This is a genomic window from Mucilaginibacter sp. CSA2-8R (assembly GCF_038806765.1).
GTDB lineage: Bacteria > Bacteroidota > Bacteroidia > Sphingobacteriales > Sphingobacteriaceae > Mucilaginibacter.
Genome location: NZ_CP152389.1, coordinates 339,355 through 358,403 on the forward strand (window position 1 = coordinate 339,355; position 19,049 = coordinate 358,403).

11 protein-coding genes are annotated in these 19,049 nt (G+C 42.1%); 10 read left to right on the top strand and 1 reads right to left on the bottom strand.

What is annotated here, in order from left to right:
• Positions 1 to 170: 170 nt before the first annotated feature.
• Together AAGR14_RS01510 and AAGR14_RS01515 are read left to right on the top strand one after the other, a co-directional pair.
• The gene (locus AAGR14_RS01510; protein WP_342646827.1) at positions 171 to 1,052 is read left to right on the top strand and encodes a hypothetical protein; all 882 of its coding nucleotides are present in this window, start codon (positions 171 to 173) and stop codon (positions 1,050 to 1,052) included.
• Positions 1,052 to 1,576: a hypothetical protein gene (locus AAGR14_RS01515; RefSeq protein ID WP_342646828.1), complete on the top strand. Its 525-nt coding sequence runs from the start codon at positions 1,052 to 1,054 to the stop codon at positions 1,574 to 1,576. Before AAGR14_RS01510 ends, AAGR14_RS01515 begins: the two co-directional genes overlap by 1 nt.
• Positions 1,577 to 1,648: 72 nt before the next feature.
• On the opposite strand, the gene AAGR14_RS01520 is transcribed toward AAGR14_RS01515, so the two are convergent.
• The gene (locus AAGR14_RS01520; protein ID WP_342646829.1) at positions 1,649 to 2,545 is read right to left on the bottom strand and encodes an AraC family transcriptional regulator; all 897 of its coding nucleotides are present in this window, start codon (positions 2,543 to 2,545) and stop codon (positions 1,649 to 1,651) included.
• A 132-nt stretch (positions 2,546 to 2,677) separates the two neighbouring features.
• Here AAGR14_RS01520 and AAGR14_RS01525 point away from each other — a divergent pair, with 132 nt between their 5' ends.
• The 8 genes from AAGR14_RS01525 (at position 2,678) to AAGR14_RS01560 (ending at position 19,014) form a co-directional block, all read left to right on the top strand.
• Positions 2,678 to 4,024: a sugar porter family MFS transporter gene (locus tag AAGR14_RS01525; protein WP_342646830.1), complete on the top strand. Its 1,347-nt coding sequence runs from the start codon at positions 2,678 to 2,680 to the stop codon at positions 4,022 to 4,024.
• A 17-nt stretch (positions 4,025 to 4,041) separates the two neighbouring features.
• A complete protein-coding gene (locus tag AAGR14_RS01530) occupies positions 4,042 to 7,383 on the top strand; it encodes a DUF5107 domain-containing protein (RefSeq protein ID WP_342646831.1) in 3,342 nt (1,113 codons plus the stop codon).
• Positions 7,384 to 10,305 carry a sugar-binding domain-containing protein gene (locus AAGR14_RS01535; protein WP_342646832.1) on the top strand — a complete coding sequence of 974 codons (2,922 nt, stop codon included), beginning with the start codon at positions 7,384 to 7,386 and terminating at the stop codon, positions 10,303 to 10,305.
• Entirely contained in the window at positions 10,298 to 12,763 is a 2,466-nt protein-coding gene (locus tag AAGR14_RS01540; RefSeq protein ID WP_342646833.1) for a beta-galactosidase, read from the top strand. Before AAGR14_RS01535 ends, AAGR14_RS01540 begins: the two co-directional genes overlap by 8 nt.
• Before the next feature lie 139 nt (positions 12,764 to 12,902).
• Positions 12,903 to 14,513, top strand: coding sequence for an ATP-binding protein (locus AAGR14_RS01545; protein WP_342646834.1), 1,611 nt, complete (start codon positions 12,903 to 12,905; stop codon positions 14,511 to 14,513).
• A gap of 340 nt (positions 14,514 to 14,853) precedes the next feature.
• A complete protein-coding gene (locus tag AAGR14_RS01550; RefSeq protein ID WP_342646835.1) occupies positions 14,854 to 15,654 on the top strand; it encodes a polysaccharide biosynthesis/export family protein in 801 nt (266 codons plus the stop codon).
• A gap of 12 nt (positions 15,655 to 15,666) precedes the next feature.
• A complete protein-coding gene (locus AAGR14_RS01555) occupies positions 15,667 to 18,030 on the top strand; it encodes a polysaccharide biosynthesis tyrosine autokinase (protein ID WP_342646836.1) in 2,364 nt (787 codons plus the stop codon).
• A gap of 222 nt (positions 18,031 to 18,252) precedes the next feature.
• Positions 18,253 to 19,014 (top strand): ABC transporter permease, encoded by a 762-nt coding sequence (locus tag AAGR14_RS01560; RefSeq protein WP_342646837.1) that lies wholly within the window; start codon positions 18,253 to 18,255, stop codon positions 19,012 to 19,014.
• Positions 19,015 to 19,049: the final 35 nt, after the last annotated feature.

Consider the following 19,049-nt stretch of genomic DNA (forward strand, 5'->3'; position numbering starts at 1 on the left):
TGATTAGCAATCAACCTGTTAACAGTTAAATGCCGGCTTAGCAGCTATGGCAAAACGTTGAAACCTGAGTTACAATTACAGCAGTTGCAAGGTGTGCTGCGGTGTAAAAAGTAAATTAAAAATTTAAAAGATAGATGGACACGTTTGAGTTAACAACAATTACAGATGAAATGCAATCATCTATTACACACATGGCACAGATGCGCAATCACTTAGTTGCCTTTACCAAAGAGGTACTGGTTAAAGAGCAGGATTATGGTGTAGTGCCGGGTGTGCAAAAACCAACCTTATTAAAACCAGGTGCCGAAAAACTGATGAACCTTTACGGACTGGCTGTGGAGTTTGATTGTACTGATAAAGTACTCGACCTGCAATCAAAGTTTGTAGCCTATACTTATAAAGCAACCGTACGTAACCGCGATGGGCGTATAGTTACCCAATGCGAGGGTTCGGTAAATAGCTACGAGCCTAAGTACCGCTATATCTGGACAGAAAAACCTAAGCCTTCGCAGGCTATGCAAGACCAGCTGAAAGCTGAAGGTAACGGTAAATTCCGTAAATCTTCGGGCGGTTGGGCATGGGTTGAACGTACCGAAAATCCTGATTTGGTAGGCTTGCAAAATACCATGCAGAAAATGGCACAAAAACGTGCATTTGTAGGTGCGATATTATTAGCTACCAATGCCAGCGAGTTCTTTACTCAGGATGTAGAAGACATGGGCTTTATTGATGTAGAAGCTACCGTAGTAGAAGAACCAAAAGCTCCTGCCAAAGCAGTTAAAGAGGTGAAAGGCACTGTACCTGCACGCGAAGCGCAACCATCGGACGCTAAAGAGGAAAAGAAAGCGGTAAAAGCAAAGGTGCCTGCCAAAGAAGTACAGCCGGTTGATTCAAGTATACCTGCAGAAACCCGTTCGGCTATTCAGGGTGCTAAGGATGTAGCTGCTTTATATTTAATACATAAAAATAACGTAGCTCTGCAAAATGATGAGCAGTTTATTAAAATGCTATCAACCAAAAAAGCAGAGATCAGGAAAGGAATAGCTGCCTAATGAGACATGCCTCAGCCATGCAGCTTCCTGCCTGCGAAGCAGTAACCCTGTTTACGGGTAACGATTTGGCTCCCGAAAGCCTGATTAAGCTGGACAGGGCTACCATTGCCCGCATTGTAAAAGACACTGAACAATTGATTGCCGATGGCGAACTGGACAGTGTACGCATGCTGGTATTAGCTAAAAAAGGACAGGAGCTGTTTAACAGTTTAGAAAAAACCGCACGCCGGTATGCCGAAGAGCATGCCCGCGTTGCCAGGCACGATAAGCTAAGACTTTTTGATGCCGAAATTATAGAGAAAGAAACAGGAGTGAGTTATGATTACTCGGTTTGTAATGATGCAACCTGGAATGAATTGCATGATGTGCAGGCAGAGGTTCATCAGAAACTTAAACAACGCGAAGCTTACTTAAAAACGGTGACTACCCCAACGCTAAGCGTTGACCGTTATACCGGCGAAGTGTGGGAAGTAAAACCACCATTGCGTACCTCCAAGCAAGGGTTAAACGTAAGTTTAAAATAACTAACCCTAATATATATCCCAGAGGCCTGCTTCAGTAATGAGGCAGGCTTCGCTGTTTATAAGCTTGCCATGTTAAGGCTTGTGGTATAATTTACGGTACTGGTTGGGCGATTTGCCTGTATGTTGCTTAAATAGCTTTGAAAAATAGAACGGGTCGGTAAACCCGATTTCGGCACAAACCTGCTTAATATTCAGGCTGCTAAAGCAAAGATGCTGGCAGGCATGATGTATACGTAACTGCGTAAAATACTGGATAGGCGCATAACCTGTGGCCTGCCTGAAAACTTCAGAGTAGCGCGACACTGAGTAATTGACATGTGCGGCTAAATCTTTAATCTGCAGGTTTTGGTTAATATGTTCGCGCATGTAATTAACAGACGTAGCAACCATACCGGCATTGTCGGCAGTTCGACGTGGCTCTTCGTAAATATAGGTGGAAATCAACCTTAATGTCCTGATGTACATCAGCTCTAATTGTAAATCGTCAAAGCCAATCTCCATCATATCAATAATGTCGTTAAAAAGCAACAGGCGTTGTTCGTCAAAACTAATGTAATCACCGTCAGGACTGGCGGTTTTTAAATAGCGATTGTATAGTGTTGCAGCCTGCTCGCCGTTAAAGTGAAGCCAGTAAATGCTCCAGGGGCGTTCAACCGAACTGCCATAATGGTGTGCAACGTTTTTCGGTATTATTTTAAAGCTGTTGGCCACCAATTCATAATGCTTTTCCTCTATATCAATCCAGCCTTCGCCGGCAATGCAGTAAATGATAATGTATTCTTCGCTTCCAGAATTTCTTTTACGCCGATGTGTTGCTGCAACCGGATAATAACCCGCCGCATTAACATATAACAGCTTGCTGAACACATTCCGGAGCATTTTTTTTCTTTGCAATGGCGAGGTAATCACCATCCGTTGCCCCACAAAACCTTCGGTCAGTGTGTTGAGCGATCCAGTTGAATCATCCATATTTTTGAAGAAATGGAGTCTTAGTTTTAAAACGAATCGTAAGATAATACATTTTTAACAAAAAAATATCTATTGCATCTGCCTGGTGCGGCGCTTACTTTTACTATACCAATTTTAAATCTTCTGTTATTTATGGAAAAAGCCGAAATGCGCTTTAATAATGGCTTTGTTACCGGAATTTCATTCATTTCGGCTTTAGGCGGTTACCTGTTCGGGTTTGATTTTGCTGTTATTTCGGGCGCACTTCCGTTTCTGCGAAAAGCATTTGCGTTGGATGCCTGGTGGGAGGGTTTTTTAACCGGGTCGCTGGGGTTAGGCTGCATCATCGGTTGCCTTATTGCCGGTAAACTGGCCGACCGCTACGGGCGCCGCCCCGGGCTCATGTTGGCAGCCGCCATATTTGCGGTCTCCTCATTGGGCATGGCTATAGCCGGTAACCTCACCATTTTTGTATTGATGCGTTTTGCTGCCGGCATTGGTGTGGGTATGGCCTCCATGTTAAGTCCAATGTATATTGCCGAGGTATCACCGGCTTCTATCCGCGGCCGAAACGTGGCTATCAATCAGCTTACTATTGTAATTGGTATCCTAATAACCAATATTGTTAATTACCTATTGTCAAACCACGGCCCGGATGCCTGGCGCTGGATGTTTGGCTTAGGGTTTGTACCGTCAGGCCTGTTTCTGTTAGGTGTACTTTGGTTACCCGAAAGTCCGCGTTGGTTATTGAAGGTTGGCCGTGATAACGAAGCTCAGGCCGTGCTAAGTAAAATTGGCTCAGAGGCTTTTGTATCATCTACCACCGATAGTATTAAGCAATCCTTGTCCGGCGTTACCGGTAAACAATCTTATGCAGCGGTGTTTGAAAAAGCTGTACGGCCGGCTGTTATTGTAGGTATTACGCTGGCGGTGTTTCAGCAACTATGTGGTATCAATGTAGTGTTCAATTATACCTCAACCATATTTGCCTCAGTAGGGGCCAATCTAAACCGGCAACTCGTTGAAACCATCGCTATAGGCATCGTCAATTTATTATTTACGCTTTTAGCCATGCGGCAGGTGGATAAATTAGGGCGCCGGCCGTTGATGCTGATTGGTTCCATTGGTTTGGCAGTTACGTACCTGCTGCTGGCCTACTTTTTACAAATCAAGGCACCCGCTATCTGGATATCCGTTTCGGTTTTGTTGGCCATTGGCCTGTATGCCACCTCGCTGGCACCGGTAACATGGGTGCTTATATCCGAGATTTTTCCTAACCATATTCGCGGCGTGGCATCATCGGTAGCTATTGTTTCGTTATGGGGGGCCTATTTCGTGCTCGTGTTTACTTTTCCGGTGCTGGCCAAGGTTTTAGGTACGTATGGCCCCTTTTACCTGTATGCAGTTATATGCTTTTTAGGCTTCCTGTTTGTGCTTAAAAGAGTAAAAGAAACCAAGGGGCAAACTTTGGAAGAGTTAGAACAGCAATTCAAACATTAAAATATCAGCAATATTATATGAGCAATTTTGGTGTAAATATCTGGCAGGAGCCGGTTATCATTCCTACTTACGGTGTAGGTAAGCCCGAGCAAAACCCCATGTTTTTCGAAAAAAGGGTATATCAGGGTAGCAGTGGTGCCGTTTATCCTAATCCGGTTATTGAAAAAATATACGATGAAAAGCACGACCAGGAATATATTGCCCTCTACATCGAGAACCAGTACCTCAAAATAATGATATTGCCGCGGCTGGGCGGCCGGGTACAAATGGCATACGACAAAATTAAGGAACGTCATTTTATCTACTACAACCAGGTCATTAAGCCGGCTTTGGTAGGTTTAACCGGACCATGGATTTCGGGCGGTATTGAATTTAATTGGCCGCAGCATCACCGGCCAAGTACCTTCGAGCCGGTAGACTATCAGATTGCTGAGAATACCGATGGCAGTAAAACGGTTTGGGTAAACGAGGTAGAACGCATGTTTGGCACCAAAGGCATGGCTGGTTTTACCTTGCACCCGGATAAGGCTTACCTGGAAATTAAAGCGCAGTTATTTAATCGTACACCGTTGCCGCAAACCTTTTTGTGGTGGGCTAATCCGGCAGTTAAAGTAAACGACGATTACCAGTCAATTTTCCCGCCCGATGTAAACGCTGTATTCGACCATGGCAAGCGCGATGTTTCTGATTTTCCTATCGCCACAGGCACCTATTACAAGGTAGATTATTCGCCGGGAACTGATATTTCCCGCTACAAAAACATCCCGGTACCGACGTCATACATGGCTATTAACTCCAGCTATGATTTTATAGGTGGTTATGAGCATGATACTAAGGGAGGTTTGTTGCATGTGGCCAGTCATCACGTATCGCCGGGCAAAAAACAATGGACCTGGGGCTATGGTGATTTTGGCCAGGCCTGGGACCGTAACCTTACCGACGAAGACGGACCATACATCGAACTGATGACCGGTGTGTTTACCGATAACCAGCCCGATTTTTCGTGGCTGATGCCTTACGAAGAAAAATCATTCACCCAGTACTTTTTACCATACCGCGAATTGGGCGTTGTTAAAAATGCCAATCAGGATATATTGTTGAGTGCTGAAGCTGATGTTGATAAGCTTGCCATCAAGATCATGGTAACCTCGGTTCAGCAAAACCTTAACATAAATGTAAGTGTCGGCAAGGCAGTGCTGTTCGTGCAAAATGTTGACCTGGTGCCAGAAGCTATCTTTGAGCATATCCTTAGCCTGCCAGCAGGTTTCGATGTAGAAGCCTTTACTGTGGTTATTTCAAACAATTCGGGCAGCGAAGTGCTTAAGTATACTGCAGATGCAGGAGTTGAAAATGAAATGCCAGTTGCAGCTAAACCGGCATTGCTGCCACATGAGGTAGAAAATAACGAACAACTTTTTTTAACCGGACAGCATTTGGAGCAATACCGACATGCCAATTATAGTCCGCTGCCTTATTACGAAGAAGCGTTAAAGCGTGACGATAAAGACATCCGTTGTAATAACGCATTAGGGGTTTGGTATATGCGTAAAGGTAAATTTGTGCAGGCTGAGCCATTTTTTCGCAAAGCGATAGAAACCATTACGGCCCGCAACCCGAATCCGTACGACGGCGAGCCCTACTATAACTTAGGGTTATGCCTGCAATACCAGGGCCGCCTTACCGAGGCTTATGATACTTTTTACAAAGCCACTTGGAGTAATGCCTGGAAAGACACCGCCTATTTTGCCATAGCACAGATTGACGTTGCGCAAAGGAAATACAGTTTAGGTTTGGAGCATGTTGATCAGGCCATTGACCGTAATGCACGTAACAGCAAAGCTTGGGCATTAAAGATAACTATACTGAGAAAGTTGGGCCAGCCTGAACCGGCATTGCAAGTATGTGCAGAAGCCTTAACCCGCGACCGCTTTAACTTGAATGCATGGTTTGAGAAAATGCAGCTTGATGCTGATGCTGGCGATACGCAAAATGCCGATGCCGCATTGCAGCAATTATTAACACTGTCGCGCGGTACGGCGCATAACCACATCGCCTATGCGCTTGATTATGCAGCTGCCGGATGTTATGAAGAAGCCTTTCAGTTGCTAAGCTATGTTGACAGCGCTGAAACATCCCCGTTGGTGCATTATTATGCTGCTCTATATAACTATAAGTTGAACAGGCAGAACGATGCCGCTCATCATCTGGAAATGGCCGCCGAAGCAAACCCATATCTATGCTTCCCTAACAGTTTAGAAGATATAGAAGCTTTGCAGTTTGCTATCAGTCATAATGCCAATGATGGTAAGGCGCCTTATTACTTAGGCAACTTATGGTACGATAAAAAGCAGTATGATGATGCCATCAATTGCTGGGAAAAGTCCGTAGCTATTGACGACACATTTGCTACCGCTCATCGCAATTTGGGTATCGCTTATTTTAATAAACGTAACAACCCGCAGAAAGCATTGCAGTATTTTGAAAAAGCATTTATGCTTAACCCTGCTGATGCACGGGTGTTGATGGAGCTTGATCAGTTATACAAAAGATTGAACCGGGAGCCGCAGGAAAGGCTATCTTTTTTAGAGGACAACTTAAACACGGTTTTAGAACGCGACGACCTTTATCTGGAAAGAGCAGCCCTATACAACCAGTTGAGAGATTTTCGGCAAGCGTATGAGCTCATCATGGCCCGCCGTTTTCACCCGTGGGAGGGGGGAGAAGGCAAAGTGTCCGGTCAGTATGTTTTAAGTTTGGTCGAATTAGCGAAGCAACATATAGCGCAAGGCGATTATAATAAGGCCATTGAGTTGCTAACACAGGCACAAATTTACCCGCATAGTATTGGCGAAGGAAAGCTTTACGGTACGCCCGAAAACGATGTATATTATTGGTTAGGGGTAGCTACCGGAACTTTGAACGATGCTAAACGGTCCCAGGCATTTTTTAAACAAGCCACAGTGGGTACCGCAGAGCCGGGAGCTGCTATGTTTTATAATGACCAGCAACCGGACAAAATTTTTTACCAGGGCCTGGCTTGGCAAAAGTTGGGAGATACAGACAATGCGAAAGCTATATTTGAAAACCTAATTAATTACGGAGAAGCGCACGAGCACGACGATATTAAAATAGATTATTTTGCCGTGTCGCTGCCCAATTTGCTCATATTTGATGACGACCTGAATTTGCGTAACCAGATACATTGCCTCTATATTAAAGCATTAGGGCTGGCTGGTTTGGGCAGAAACCAGGAAGCGTTAGCTTTATTAGAAAAAGTATTAAGTGTAGATAAAATGCACTCAGGAGCAAAAGTTCATTATGCGATGATAGCTAATCATCAGATTTCAATTACTGTGTAAATGCAAAGCAAAAAGATTGTTTTTTATATCGTTGTTTGGGGAGTATTTCTGTTACTAGCAGCATTTAAGCCCGGCGATATTTTACCGCTGGACGGGACCTGGCTTTTTCAGATAGACCGTAATGACCAGGGTGTTACTGAAAAATGGTATCAGCGCACACTAAGTGAGCAGATTAAGCTGCCCGGCTCAATGGCTCAAAACCTGAAGGGAGATGACATTACCCTGAAAACTAAATGGACCGGCAGTATTTACGACAGTTCATTTTACTTTAACCCTCGTTTGACCAAATACCGGCAGCCGGGTAATATTAAAATACCATTCTGGCTAACACCGGCTAAGCATTATGTAGGCGCGGCATGGTATCAAAAGGAAGTTACTGTACCTCAATCCTGGTTAGGGCAACGAATAGTCTTATTTTTAGAACGTGCCCACATCGAAACCCGGGTTTGGGTAGATGACCACGAGGCGGGCTCACAAAATAGTTTGGTAGCCCCCCATGAGTATGACTTGACGGCTTACCTTTCGCCGGGCAAGCACCGCATTTCTATACGCATTGATAACCGCATCAAAGAAATAAACGTCGGTCCTGATTCACATAGTGTAACTGATCATACCCAGGGTAACTGGAACGGTATCATCGGTAAAATGCAGTTGCAGGCCGAAGCGCCGGTTAATATAGAAGATTTGCAAGTATACCCGGATTTGAAAGCCCACGCCGCCCGAATAAAGTTGCAGGTGCAAAATGCAGGCAAAGTGCCCTTCACTGGCGAAATCGCCATCGCTGCAAAAAGTTTTAACAGTAAAACCATCCATCAAACGCAGGTAGTTAAAACCAAGATAAGATTAACTGCCGGAGATAGTAAGTCAGTAGAAATTACCTTACCCATGGGCAGTAAAATGCAAACCTGGGATGAGTTTAACCCGGCTTTGTATCAGCTTACCGCAACCATAAGCCGACAGTCGCAAACTTTAAACAGCCGGCAAGCCGAGTTTGGTATGCGGGAGTTTACTATAAAAGGCACTGAGTTTTTAATTAACGGTCGCCCTGTGTTTTTGCGGGGTACGGTAAACAACTGCGAGTTTCCTTTAACCGGGTACCCACCAACTAACGTGGCCGATTGGGAACGCATTTTTAAAATTGCCCGTGCACACGGCTTAAACCACATGCGTTTCCATTCGTGGTGCCCACCGCAAGAAGCGTTTATGGCTGCCGACCGTACCGGATTCTACCTGCAGCCCGAAGGCCCAAGCTGGCCTAACCATGGGTCATCTATCGGGCGTGGCTTCCCTATCGACAAATATTTGTACGACGAAACAAATCGCATGGCAAAATATTACGGCAACTATGCTTCTTATTGTATGCTGTCGGCGGGTAATGAGCCGGCCGGTAACCAGGTACAATACTTAAATGCCTTTGTTGATTATTGGAAAAATAAAGATAGCCGCCGGGTGTACACCGGCATGTCGGTTGGTGGCAGTTGGCCGGTAGTACCCGAGGCGCAGTACCAGGTGCGCGGCGGCGTACGTGGCCTGGCCTGGGATAAACGCCCGGAGTCGATGTCGGATTTTAGCGAAGGTATTGCCAAATTCAACGTGCCCTTTGTGGCGCACGAGATGGGGCAGTGGTGCGTCTTTCCGGATTTTGACGAGATTAAACTCTATACCGGCGTTTATCGGGCTAGAAATTTTGAGCTTTTTCAAGAAGATTTAAAAGACCAGGGCATGGCCGATCAGGCACATGATTTTTTAATGGCTTCGGGTAAATTACAGGCTTTATGTTATAAAAACGAAATTGAAAAAACCTTACGCACGCCACATTATGCGGGTTTCCAGTTACTTGGTCTACAGGACTTTCCGGGCCAGGGCACGGCCTTGGTTGGTATATTGAATGCTTTCTGGAAAGAAAAGGGCTACATCAGCGCAGCGCAGTTTGCCCGTTTTTGTAATAGCACAGTGCCGCTTGCCCGGCTGCCTAAATTTGTTTATACCAATAACGAAATCCTTGCAGCAAGTATAGAGGTAGCCCATTCAGGCGCGCAGCCGCTAAAAAATACTGTGTTTAACTGGACTTTAAAAACAGAACAAGGCAAAATCGTAGCTCAGGGCAATTTTAAAACACCGGTTATTGAAAACGGCAATGGTATACCGGTTGGTAAAATTAAAGTCCCGCTATCATCCGTTACACAAGCTAGTCGCTTAAAACTGGAGGTTAGTATACCTAATACGTCGTTTGCCAACGACTGGAATATCTGGGTTTACCCAGCATCGCCTCAGGTACCTAAAACCGACGTTTATTACGCTACCCAATTGGACGAACAGGCTAAGGCAGTTTTGGATAAAGGCGGTAAAGTATTTTTAAACATTGCCGGTAAAGTAGTTAAAGGTAAAGAAGTGGTGATGCATTTTTTACCGGTTTTCTGGAATACGTCTTGGTTTAAAATGCGCCCGCCGCATGTTACCGGTATGCTTATTCAAACCAAAAGTGCTGCTTTTGCTAATTTTCCGACAGAGATGCACAGTGATTTGCAGTGGTGGGAAATTGCCAATCGTGCCCAGGTCATGAATATGGAAGATTTTCCGGTAGGGTTTAAGCCGCTGGTGCAACCTATTGATACCTGGTTTTTAAACCGGCGCCTGGGCCTGATTTATGAGGCCAGAGTAGGCAAGGGTAAAATCGTAGTGAGCAGTGCCGCTCTGAACCCCGACCTGGATGCGGACAAGCCAGCCGCCCGGCAACTGTTTAATAGCTTGATCCGGTACATGGATTCGGCTCAGTTTAATCCTGCCGGCGAGGTAAGTTTTGATGTGGTTAAAGATATTACAGTAAGCCCGTCAAAGTTCCAGTTTAATACCTATACCAAGGATAGCCCGGACGAGTTGAAGCCAAATTCGAATCAAAATAAACCCAAAACTAATGAATAGGGCATTTTGGCTGGCAGCTTTGATATGTATTTGCATACGTGTTAACGCACAGGAAGTTTATACGGCAGATTTGAGTAAAACCCATGAACCTGTTTTAACCAATCATCTCAAACTGGGTACACATGTTGACCCTTCCGGGCATACACTTGATGCTAACAGTTTGTACTTCATTAAAGATGGCAAGCCCTGGTATCCGGTGATGGGCGAATTTCATTTTTCACGATATGCCCGCGACCAATGGGAAGAATCGATATTGAAAATGAAAGCAGCCGGTATTGACATTATTGCTACCTACGTTTTCTGGATTTATCACGAAGAGGAAGAGGGTAAGTACAACTGGGCCGCCAACCAGGATTTACGGGCATTTGCCGAACTTTGTAAAAAGCACCAGGTATCGTTGTTGGTTCGTATTGGTCCGTGGTGCCACGGCGAAGTGCGTAACGGCGGTTTTCCGGACTGGTTGGTGAAGCGCGTTAACCTGCGTAAAAACAATGCGGACTACCTGGCATCGGTACAAAAGTTTTACAATGCCATAGGCAACGAGGTTAAGGGCCTGTATTTTAAAGACGGTGGGCCCATTGTTGGCGTGCAGATTGAGAATGAATTTCGTTTCAATAATCCTACTGGTTTAGAGCATATCCTTACACTGAAACAAATGGCCATCAAGGCCGGAATGGATGTGCCTTATTACACGGCAACCGGTTGGCCGGGATCCAATCAAACACAAAATGAATTGATACCCGTTTGGGGTGGGTACCCCGAAGCCCCTTGGGACAAACGTATTACCGAACTGCCCTTGTCAGAAAACTATGTGTTCAGTACCCTGCGTAATGATCCGGCCATTGGCAGCGATCTGTTAGGCAAACACCAGGAGGATACCTCCGGTTATAAAGGTTACCGATATCCGTATGCCACGGCCGAGATGGGTGGCGGTATACAAATTACTTACCATCGCCGCCCCATCATTGAGCCCATTGATGTTGCTGCACTGGCGTATGTAAAAATTGGGTCGGGGGCTAATTTGATGGGGTATTACATGTTTCATGGCGGCTCTAATGCTATCGGTAAATTAAGTACACTGCAAGAATCAAAGGCTACTAAGTACCCAAATGATTACCCTATCATCAGTTATGATTTTCAGGCTCCCATTGGCGAGTTTGGGCAACTGCGGCCATCGTGCAGGGTGTTTAAAGTACTTCATAGCTTTTTAAATGATTTTGGCGACAGGTTAGTGCAATACTATCCAACGTTCGCCGAACAAAAGCCAACGGGGCCGGCTGATAGCACAACGCTGCGTTTTGCTGTGCGCTCAAAAGATAGTAGCGGGTTTGTATTTGTAAGCAACTATCAGCGCTTGTTAACGTTAAAAAATCATCCGCAAGTTCAGTTTAAATTTAAGCTGACGGATAACCAAACTTTGCGCTTTCCGGAACAGCCTGTTGCTTTGCCTTCAGGAGCAACGGCCATCTTTCCGTTTAATATGGACATAGACGGAACCAATCTCAGATATGCAACCGTGCAGCCACTTTTTAAATTAAATGGCGTTATGCCAACTTACGTGTTTTTTGCTGTTGACGGTGTTCGGCCCGAATTGATGTTTGATTCAAAAAATATAAAAGGCTTGGTATCTAACCAAGGGAAGTATACGCGTAAGACGGATAGTTATCTAATCAATCAGTTAATACCTGGTTTGAATTGCAGGCTGCAGGTTACGTCGCGAAACGGAAAGAAAATAAATGTCTTAATTTTAACGCAGCAGCAGGCGCTGGATAGCTGGAAAGGTAAGGCCTTAGGGGCGGAGCATTTGTTTATCTCTAAACAAGATTTACAATTTAATAAGGGTGAACTTAAAATGCAGAGTATTGACAATCCGCATTTTACCATATTTGCTTATCCGGTTATAAAAGGTAGGAAGCCGTCTGGTAAAACAAATTATACTGTTGCTCCTCAAGGAATGTTCAATGAGCTAACTGTCAATCTGCCGGCAGTACGGTATCCTGTTACCTATAATCCTGTGAATAATATTGAGCCCTTTTTAAATAGAGGTGCATTATTGCCATCAGATAATCGGGCTGAGCAAGCAAATTATAATGGTCCCCAATACCAAACTAATTTAACCGCTGTTGATGGATCTGCCTACTGGCAAATTAATCTACCTAATTTAAGCGGGAAGGCCCTGCTTGAAATTGATTATAAGGGAGATACAGGCAGTGCTTATATTGGTGGAAAGCTTATTGCAGACGATTACTATAAGGGTAAGCCCATGTTTTTAAACGCAAATAAAATTGGGATTAATTCAGGTCTTTCGAAAATTATTTTTCAGGTTATTCCTTTTAAAGGCAGTGCATCAGTGTATCTGCAAAATCAGGCAAAAGTGTTCGGAGGCACAAATCTGTCCTCGGTAAAACTGCTGCCTGTTTACGAAGCAGTGATTAAATACAGGCGTTCTTTCTTTTAAAGAAAATAATATTCTGTAGTGAAATGTGTTTTGCTTTTTGGTTACTATCGGTTAATAAATTTTCCTAGATTTAATTTGTTAAATCCTAGGTTTAAAATTTATTTTTGCAGGGTTAAAAACCTAAAATCGTCACTGCTTTATGAAAAGTGTTTTCGGCTTCAATATCATTCCCGAAAATGATGCTGATCGTGTAAAAGCGTTAAATCGTTATCATATATTCAATACACCATCCGAGCCTTCTTTTAATAAAATTGTACAGCTGGTTAAAAGCATCTTTAAAACATCAATTGCACATCTTTCTTTTATGGACGCGGAAAGAGAGGTTATTAAAGCCAGTATTGGTTTAGGCGACCTGATTAATGTTAATCGTGCCGAAAGTATGTGTGCTTTAACCGTGTTCAACTCTGATATTACTGTATTTGAAGATGCACTCTATGAGCCCGCATTAAAAGATCATCCATACGTACACGGGGCTTTCGGGCTTCGCTTTTATGCAGGCGCCCCTTTAAAAACGCATGATGGTTACACCATAGGTACTTTATGTATTGTTGATAAGCAGCCAAGACAATTTTCGGATAACGACCGCGAGATACTGCAAAACCTGGCTGAGGTAGCTATGGATCAAATTGAGCTACGGCTTTCAACCCTGCGCGAAACTCAAAAGCAGATAGATACTAATGATAAGCTTAGTGCCAGCGAGCAACGCCTGCAAAGTATATTGGATACAATGTCTGAAGGCGTAGGAATTATTAACCAGGAGGGGCAGTTGGTTTACGCTAATTCTGTAGCCCAACATATTTTAGGTTTGAGTGAAAATGAAATTAAAACCCGCACCTTCTATGATCAACGATGGCACAACTTAAAAGTAGACGGCACGCCACTCCATAAGGATGAACATCCGATGGCCATTGTGTTAAGAACAGGAAAGGCTGTTTATGATTTTGAGCTGGCCATGCAACCGGATCATGGCGACCCTACTTATATTTCAGTTAATGCTGCGCCAATTGTTGATCCGCACAGCGGAAAAATAACCGGGGGGGTAGGCACTTTTATGGACGTCACTAACCGGCGTAAACTTCAAAAACAGAAAGAAGAGTTTATGGATATTGCCAGCCATGGGCTAAAAACACCTGTTACCAGCTTAAAAGCTTCATTGCAGATGCTGGACCGCATGAAAGATAATCTAACTCTGGAACGGCTTAACAAATTAGTATCTCAGTCTAACAAGAGTCTTGATAAGTTAAGTAATTTGATCGGCGACCTGTTGGATGCTAACCGGTTAAGTCAGGGGCATTGGCAATTGCATTACACTGATTTTAATCTCTCGGAAGTATTTGAAGAATGTTGTAAACAAATACAAATCTCCGCAAAACACGATATCATATTAAAAGGTGAAATCAATATCATCGTACATGCCGACCGTCAACAAATTAATCAGGTGATGATCAATTTGGTTAATAATGCTGCCAAATATGCTGCCGACTCCAAAGTAATTGAAATAAGTGCTGAGCGGCACGAACAATTTATTAAAATAGCTGTCAAAGATTTTGGTATAGGTATACCGCCCGAAAAAATACCGGATTTGTTTGAGCGATATTTCAGCGCAGATCATAGTGGTCCACAATTTCCCGGTCTGGGTTTGTATATCAGTAAAGAAATTGTAGAAAAGCATGGCGGCCAAATGTATGTAGAATCTGTTTTGGGAATGGGTAGCACCTTTTGGTTCACTTTGCCATTTGATGCCAAATAAGAGGTGCCAAATTTCATACTTTATAGCTCCGATTAGCTCTCATTTACTGAATATTAATTCACAAAATTTATAGCAATTCACAAAATTGTGTATCTTGGCTGTTACCTAAATTACCGTCTGCTGTATTATATTGACGTTGTTTCATATAACTTTGATAAATAAGTATAAGTATTTAAAAAAAGCATATATTTGCTCTGTTGTTATATTGTTAACACAATGCCTGTTTGGTTAATAAATATTGAATGATTGGGCTTTTTTGTTTAGCAATTTAATATTTATATTTATCTTGCAGAGAATTTACGGATATACATTGAAATAGATTTCTATCAATTACTTTTTAATGAACAAGCTTAAACCGGGCAATCTCTTACTCCTCTTTTTTGTACTTTCAATTTCATTTTCGTCTTGTGTAAGTGTAAAAGATTTAAGGTACTTTCAGGATATTTCTGATTCAACCAAGCTCAATAGTATTGCACTTCCGGCCTATCATGAGCCTAAAATTCATTCGTTTGACATTCTTTCTGTAGCTGTTCAAGCCAAAGATCCTACGCTTGTTGCAAATATTAATGCGGCAGCTGCTCCATCAGGCGCTACGGCATCATCTACCAGCGGCGGGCCAGACTTGTCTGGTTACATGGTTGATAGTTTAGGTTACATTGAAATGCCGGTTTTAGGTTCTATCAAAGTGGGTGGTCTTACGGTAGCCCAGGCAACAGATGTAGTTAAGCTTAGGGCTCAGCAATATATTGTTGATCCCATTATAGTACTTAGAAATAAAAGCTTCCGTGTAACTGTGTTGGGCGAAGCGGTCTCGCCTGGTGTAAAGTACCTTACTGCACCAAAAGCTAATATCCTTGATTTGCTTGGGGTTACTGGTGACTTGAATGTTGGCGCACAACGAAACAATATTTTACTTTTGCGTCACAACGACAATAACACGCTCAGTACCATACGGCTTGATTTAACTAATACAAAAATTTTAAAATCGCAATACTTCTATCTTCAAAGTAACGATGTGATTTATGTGGAGCCTAATAAACAAAAAGCAATTGCTTCTGACGTCGTATTTACCAGGAATTTAGGTTTTGTTACCATTGGACTTTCTTTAGTTTCAACCTTTTTATTTTTATTTAGAAAATAGTCGTTTTTCAACATGGCCGAGCTTAATAATGTTAACGTAGCAGAAAGGGATTTTTCGGTTGAAAATGAACAGAAGTTCAATGTGTTAGAAATTCTGCACCGGGCTTTAAGGTACTGGTATCTATTTGTGATTTGTATTGCACTTGGTGTGGCTGGAGCTATCATTATTGGTAAGCTTACTACGGCAATATGGAGTATTACCGGGCAAATTATCATTAATGATGATTCTAATAATGGGATGTCATCTCAAGGTGGCGGAGGGCAATACTCTTCTATTCTGCCGGTCAAAAACAATTCCAAAAATAAGCTCGAAATCATTACTTCTCGTACCCTGATTAGTAGAGTTGTTCGAAAAACCAACTTTAACATCCGCATTTTAGGTGATTTTAAATATAAAACAGCAGAAATTTATAATGAGGCTCCCTTCAGTGTAAGTGTAATATATAAAAACGCTTATTTTCCAAAACAGACTTATAAAGTTAATGTACTTAATTACGAATATTTTAGTATAGGGCCTGATACCGAAAAGCCCACGATGAAGAAAACGCGCTGGGGAGATACAGTCGACTTGGGATATTTAAGATTGGCTTTAAACAAACGTCCTAATTTTTTAACGGGCACTTTCAAAATAGAAGTTAAAAACGAAGATGAAGCAATTGATGATTTTTATGGTGATTTCAGTGCAATGTTCACTGATAAGTTTTCGAGTTCAATCGGTTTAACGTTTAACTATACTGAACCTAATAAAGGCAGGGCTATTTTAGATACTTTAATGGCTAACTTTCTTACTGAGGATACCCAGTATAAAAAGAGAACAGCTGATAGTACACTGAGATTTATTGATGCCAGGGTTAATTCTGTATACAGGGATTTGGATGCTATTCAAACCAAACTCAGTAATTTCCTGCAGGCACACAATATGATTGAACCTGCCACCAAGGCAGATGCACTAACAACCAGTCAAAATGTATATCAAAATAATGCCGATCAGCAGGAGATCCAAATCAAACTGGTTGAGCAGATGGAGAATATTTTAAACTCTCCGGAAACTAAAGTTATACCACCGAGTGTTACTGTTAATAATGGTTCGGTAGTGTCAAACATTGATACCTACAACGATTTGGTTAACAAACGAATAGCACTAAAGCAGTCATTAACCGATGCAAACCCGCTGGTTAAAAGTGTTGACGACCAAATGAAGCACACTCGCGCTGCACTACTTGCAGGTTTGGCATCTTACAAAAACAGTCTTAATATTTCACGTAACCAGGTTCAAGCCAACGAAACGAAAGTGACCAAGCAAATTGGTGCTGTTCCTGGAGTAAAAAAGGATTATGAAGATATTATGCGCCAGAAGGCGAGTAAAGAAGCTTTATATAGTTTTTTACTTCAGCGGCGTGAAGAGGTAGCGATATCAAATACATCAACGGTAACCGATGCTCAAATTACGCAGCATGCTTTACCTAATTTTACACCAATTAAACCCGTAAAATCTAAACTTTTAACTATGGGTTTAATGCTTGGCTTGATATTTCCTACAGTTTTTGTAGCGGCCAAGGAGCTTTTAAATAAAAAAGTGATCAGCAAGTTTGATTTAGAGTCGAGAACCAAAATTCCAATCGCTGGCGAAATTGGTCATAATGATTCAGATAATGCTTTGGTAATTACAGAAGGTACCCGTACTATGGTTTCAGAACAATTCAGAAGCCTTCGAACCAACCTGCAGTATTTAATTAGCTCTGATAAATCGAATGTAATTTTAGTAACCTCAACGATGAGTGGCGAAGGAAAGACATTTATGTCGCTAAACTTGGGTAATTCTTTAGCATTAGCAGGCAAAAAAGTAGTTATCTTAGAATTTGACCTTCGTAAGCCCAAACTCTCCTCAAGTTTAGGTCTGGAGTATACTAACGGTTATACTAATTTTATCATAACCAATTCAACAGATTATCAAAGCATTATTAAGCCGCTCTGGACAAATCCAAACTGCTTCTTAATTTCCTCAGGTCCTGTTCCGCCAAACCCCACTGAGTTACTCATGAGCGAAAAGCTGGATGCCATGATCAGCTATCTAAAATCTGAGTTTGATTACGTTATTATTGATACCGCTCCAGTGGGTGCGGTTTCGGACGGATTGCTGGTTGAAAAATTCACTGATGTTACTTTATACGTAGTAAGGCAGAATTACACCGAAAAAGGGCAGCTGTCTATCGTAAACGATTTGGCTGGCATAGGTAAGATAAGAAATCCATACCTAATTATAAATGATATTAAGTCAAGCTATAAAGGTTATGGTTACGGTTACAACTATGGTTATGGTTATGACTATGGAATTGAAAAGAAAAAGAGCGGATTTTTTTCAAAGCTATTTAGTTAATATAGAACAACTTTCACAGTTAGTTGAATACATCATTTACAGCTTATTTTTTAGAAGATACACCCAGCGTAATATAATTGAATTGTTTATAAATTTATGATAACATCTACACAAAGTGATTTAGTGTCGAATCAGGATAATGAAAATTGGGACCTGGAAATTAAACCCAAAACCAACCTGTTAGATTTAAAACTAAACGAAGTTTGGAAATACCGCGATTTGATGTGGCTTTTTGTTCGCAGAGATTTCGTTGCGCAATTTAAGCAAACCATTTTAGGTCCTATCTGGCATCTTATTCAGCCATTGTTTACTACACTTACTTATTTACTTGTATTTAACAAAATTGCTAAAATACCAAGCGACGGTATAGAGCCGACTTTATTTTATTTGTCGGGCATTGCTATTTGGACGTATTTTTCTACCTGTTTAACAAATACTTCAAATACGTTTGTAGGTAATGCTTCAATTTTTGGTAAAGTGTATTTTCCAAGGTTGGTTTTACCTTTATCTATCGTTATATCAAATATGGCTAAGTTTGGAATACAATTCGGCCTGTTGCTTTTAACGATGATACTTTTTTACTTTACCAAAGGTACACCTATTGTTTTTTCAGTTTACTGGCTTACTATACCGCTTTTAGTGTGCTTGCTGGCAGGTATCGGATTAGGTTGCGGAATTGTGGTATCTTCATTTACTACAAAATACCGCGACTTTGCTCTTTTATTAGTCTTCATTGTTCAGTTAGGCATGTATGTTACGCCTATTATCTATCCTTTGTCTTTTTTACAAAATTCCTCTTATAAATGGATTGTGCTTGCAAATCCTTTAACCCCAATAACTGAAGCATTTAGGTTTGCGTTATTTGGTAAAGGCACTGTACAATTGGGAGGATTACTATACAGCGTTGCCTTCATGTTTGTGTCTCTATTTGTAGGTGCAATCTTTTTTAATAAAGTGGAAAAGACATTTATGGATACCGTATAAATCTAACTCAATTAAAAAAATTAATCTTACAAGCA

Bases quoted from the DNA above. Each gene is read 5' to 3' on its own strand.
- AAGR14_RS01515 (WP_342646828.1), top strand. From the start codon at position 1,052: ATGAGACATGCCTCAGCCATGCAGCTTCCTGCCTGCGAAGCAGTAACC.
- AAGR14_RS01560 (WP_342646837.1), top strand. From the start codon at position 18,253: ATGTGGCTTTTTGTTCGCAGAGATTTCGTTGCGCAATTTAAGCAAACC.
- AAGR14_RS01535 (WP_342646832.1), top strand. From the start codon at position 7,384: ATGCAAAGCAAAAAGATTGTTTTTTATATCGTTGTTTGGGGAGTATTT.
- AAGR14_RS01510 (WP_342646827.1), top strand. From the start codon at position 171: ATGCAATCATCTATTACACACATGGCACAGATGCGCAATCACTTAGTT.
- AAGR14_RS01540 (WP_342646833.1), top strand. From the start codon at position 10,298: ATGAATAGGGCATTTTGGCTGGCAGCTTTGATATGTATTTGCATACGT.
- AAGR14_RS01520 (WP_342646829.1), bottom strand. From the start codon at position 2,545: ATGGATGATTCAACTGGATCGCTCAACACACTGACCGAAGGTTTTGTG.
- AAGR14_RS01530 (WP_342646831.1), top strand. From the start codon at position 4,042: ATGAGCAATTTTGGTGTAAATATCTGGCAGGAGCCGGTTATCATTCCT.
- AAGR14_RS01555 (WP_342646836.1), top strand. From the start codon at position 15,667: ATGGCCGAGCTTAATAATGTTAACGTAGCAGAAAGGGATTTTTCGGTT.
- AAGR14_RS01550 (WP_342646835.1), top strand. From the start codon at position 14,854: ATGAACAAGCTTAAACCGGGCAATCTCTTACTCCTCTTTTTTGTACTT.
- AAGR14_RS01525 (WP_342646830.1), top strand. From the start codon at position 2,678: ATGGAAAAAGCCGAAATGCGCTTTAATAATGGCTTTGTTACCGGAATT.
- AAGR14_RS01545 (WP_342646834.1), top strand. From the start codon at position 12,903: ATGAAAAGTGTTTTCGGCTTCAATATCATTCCCGAAAATGATGCTGAT.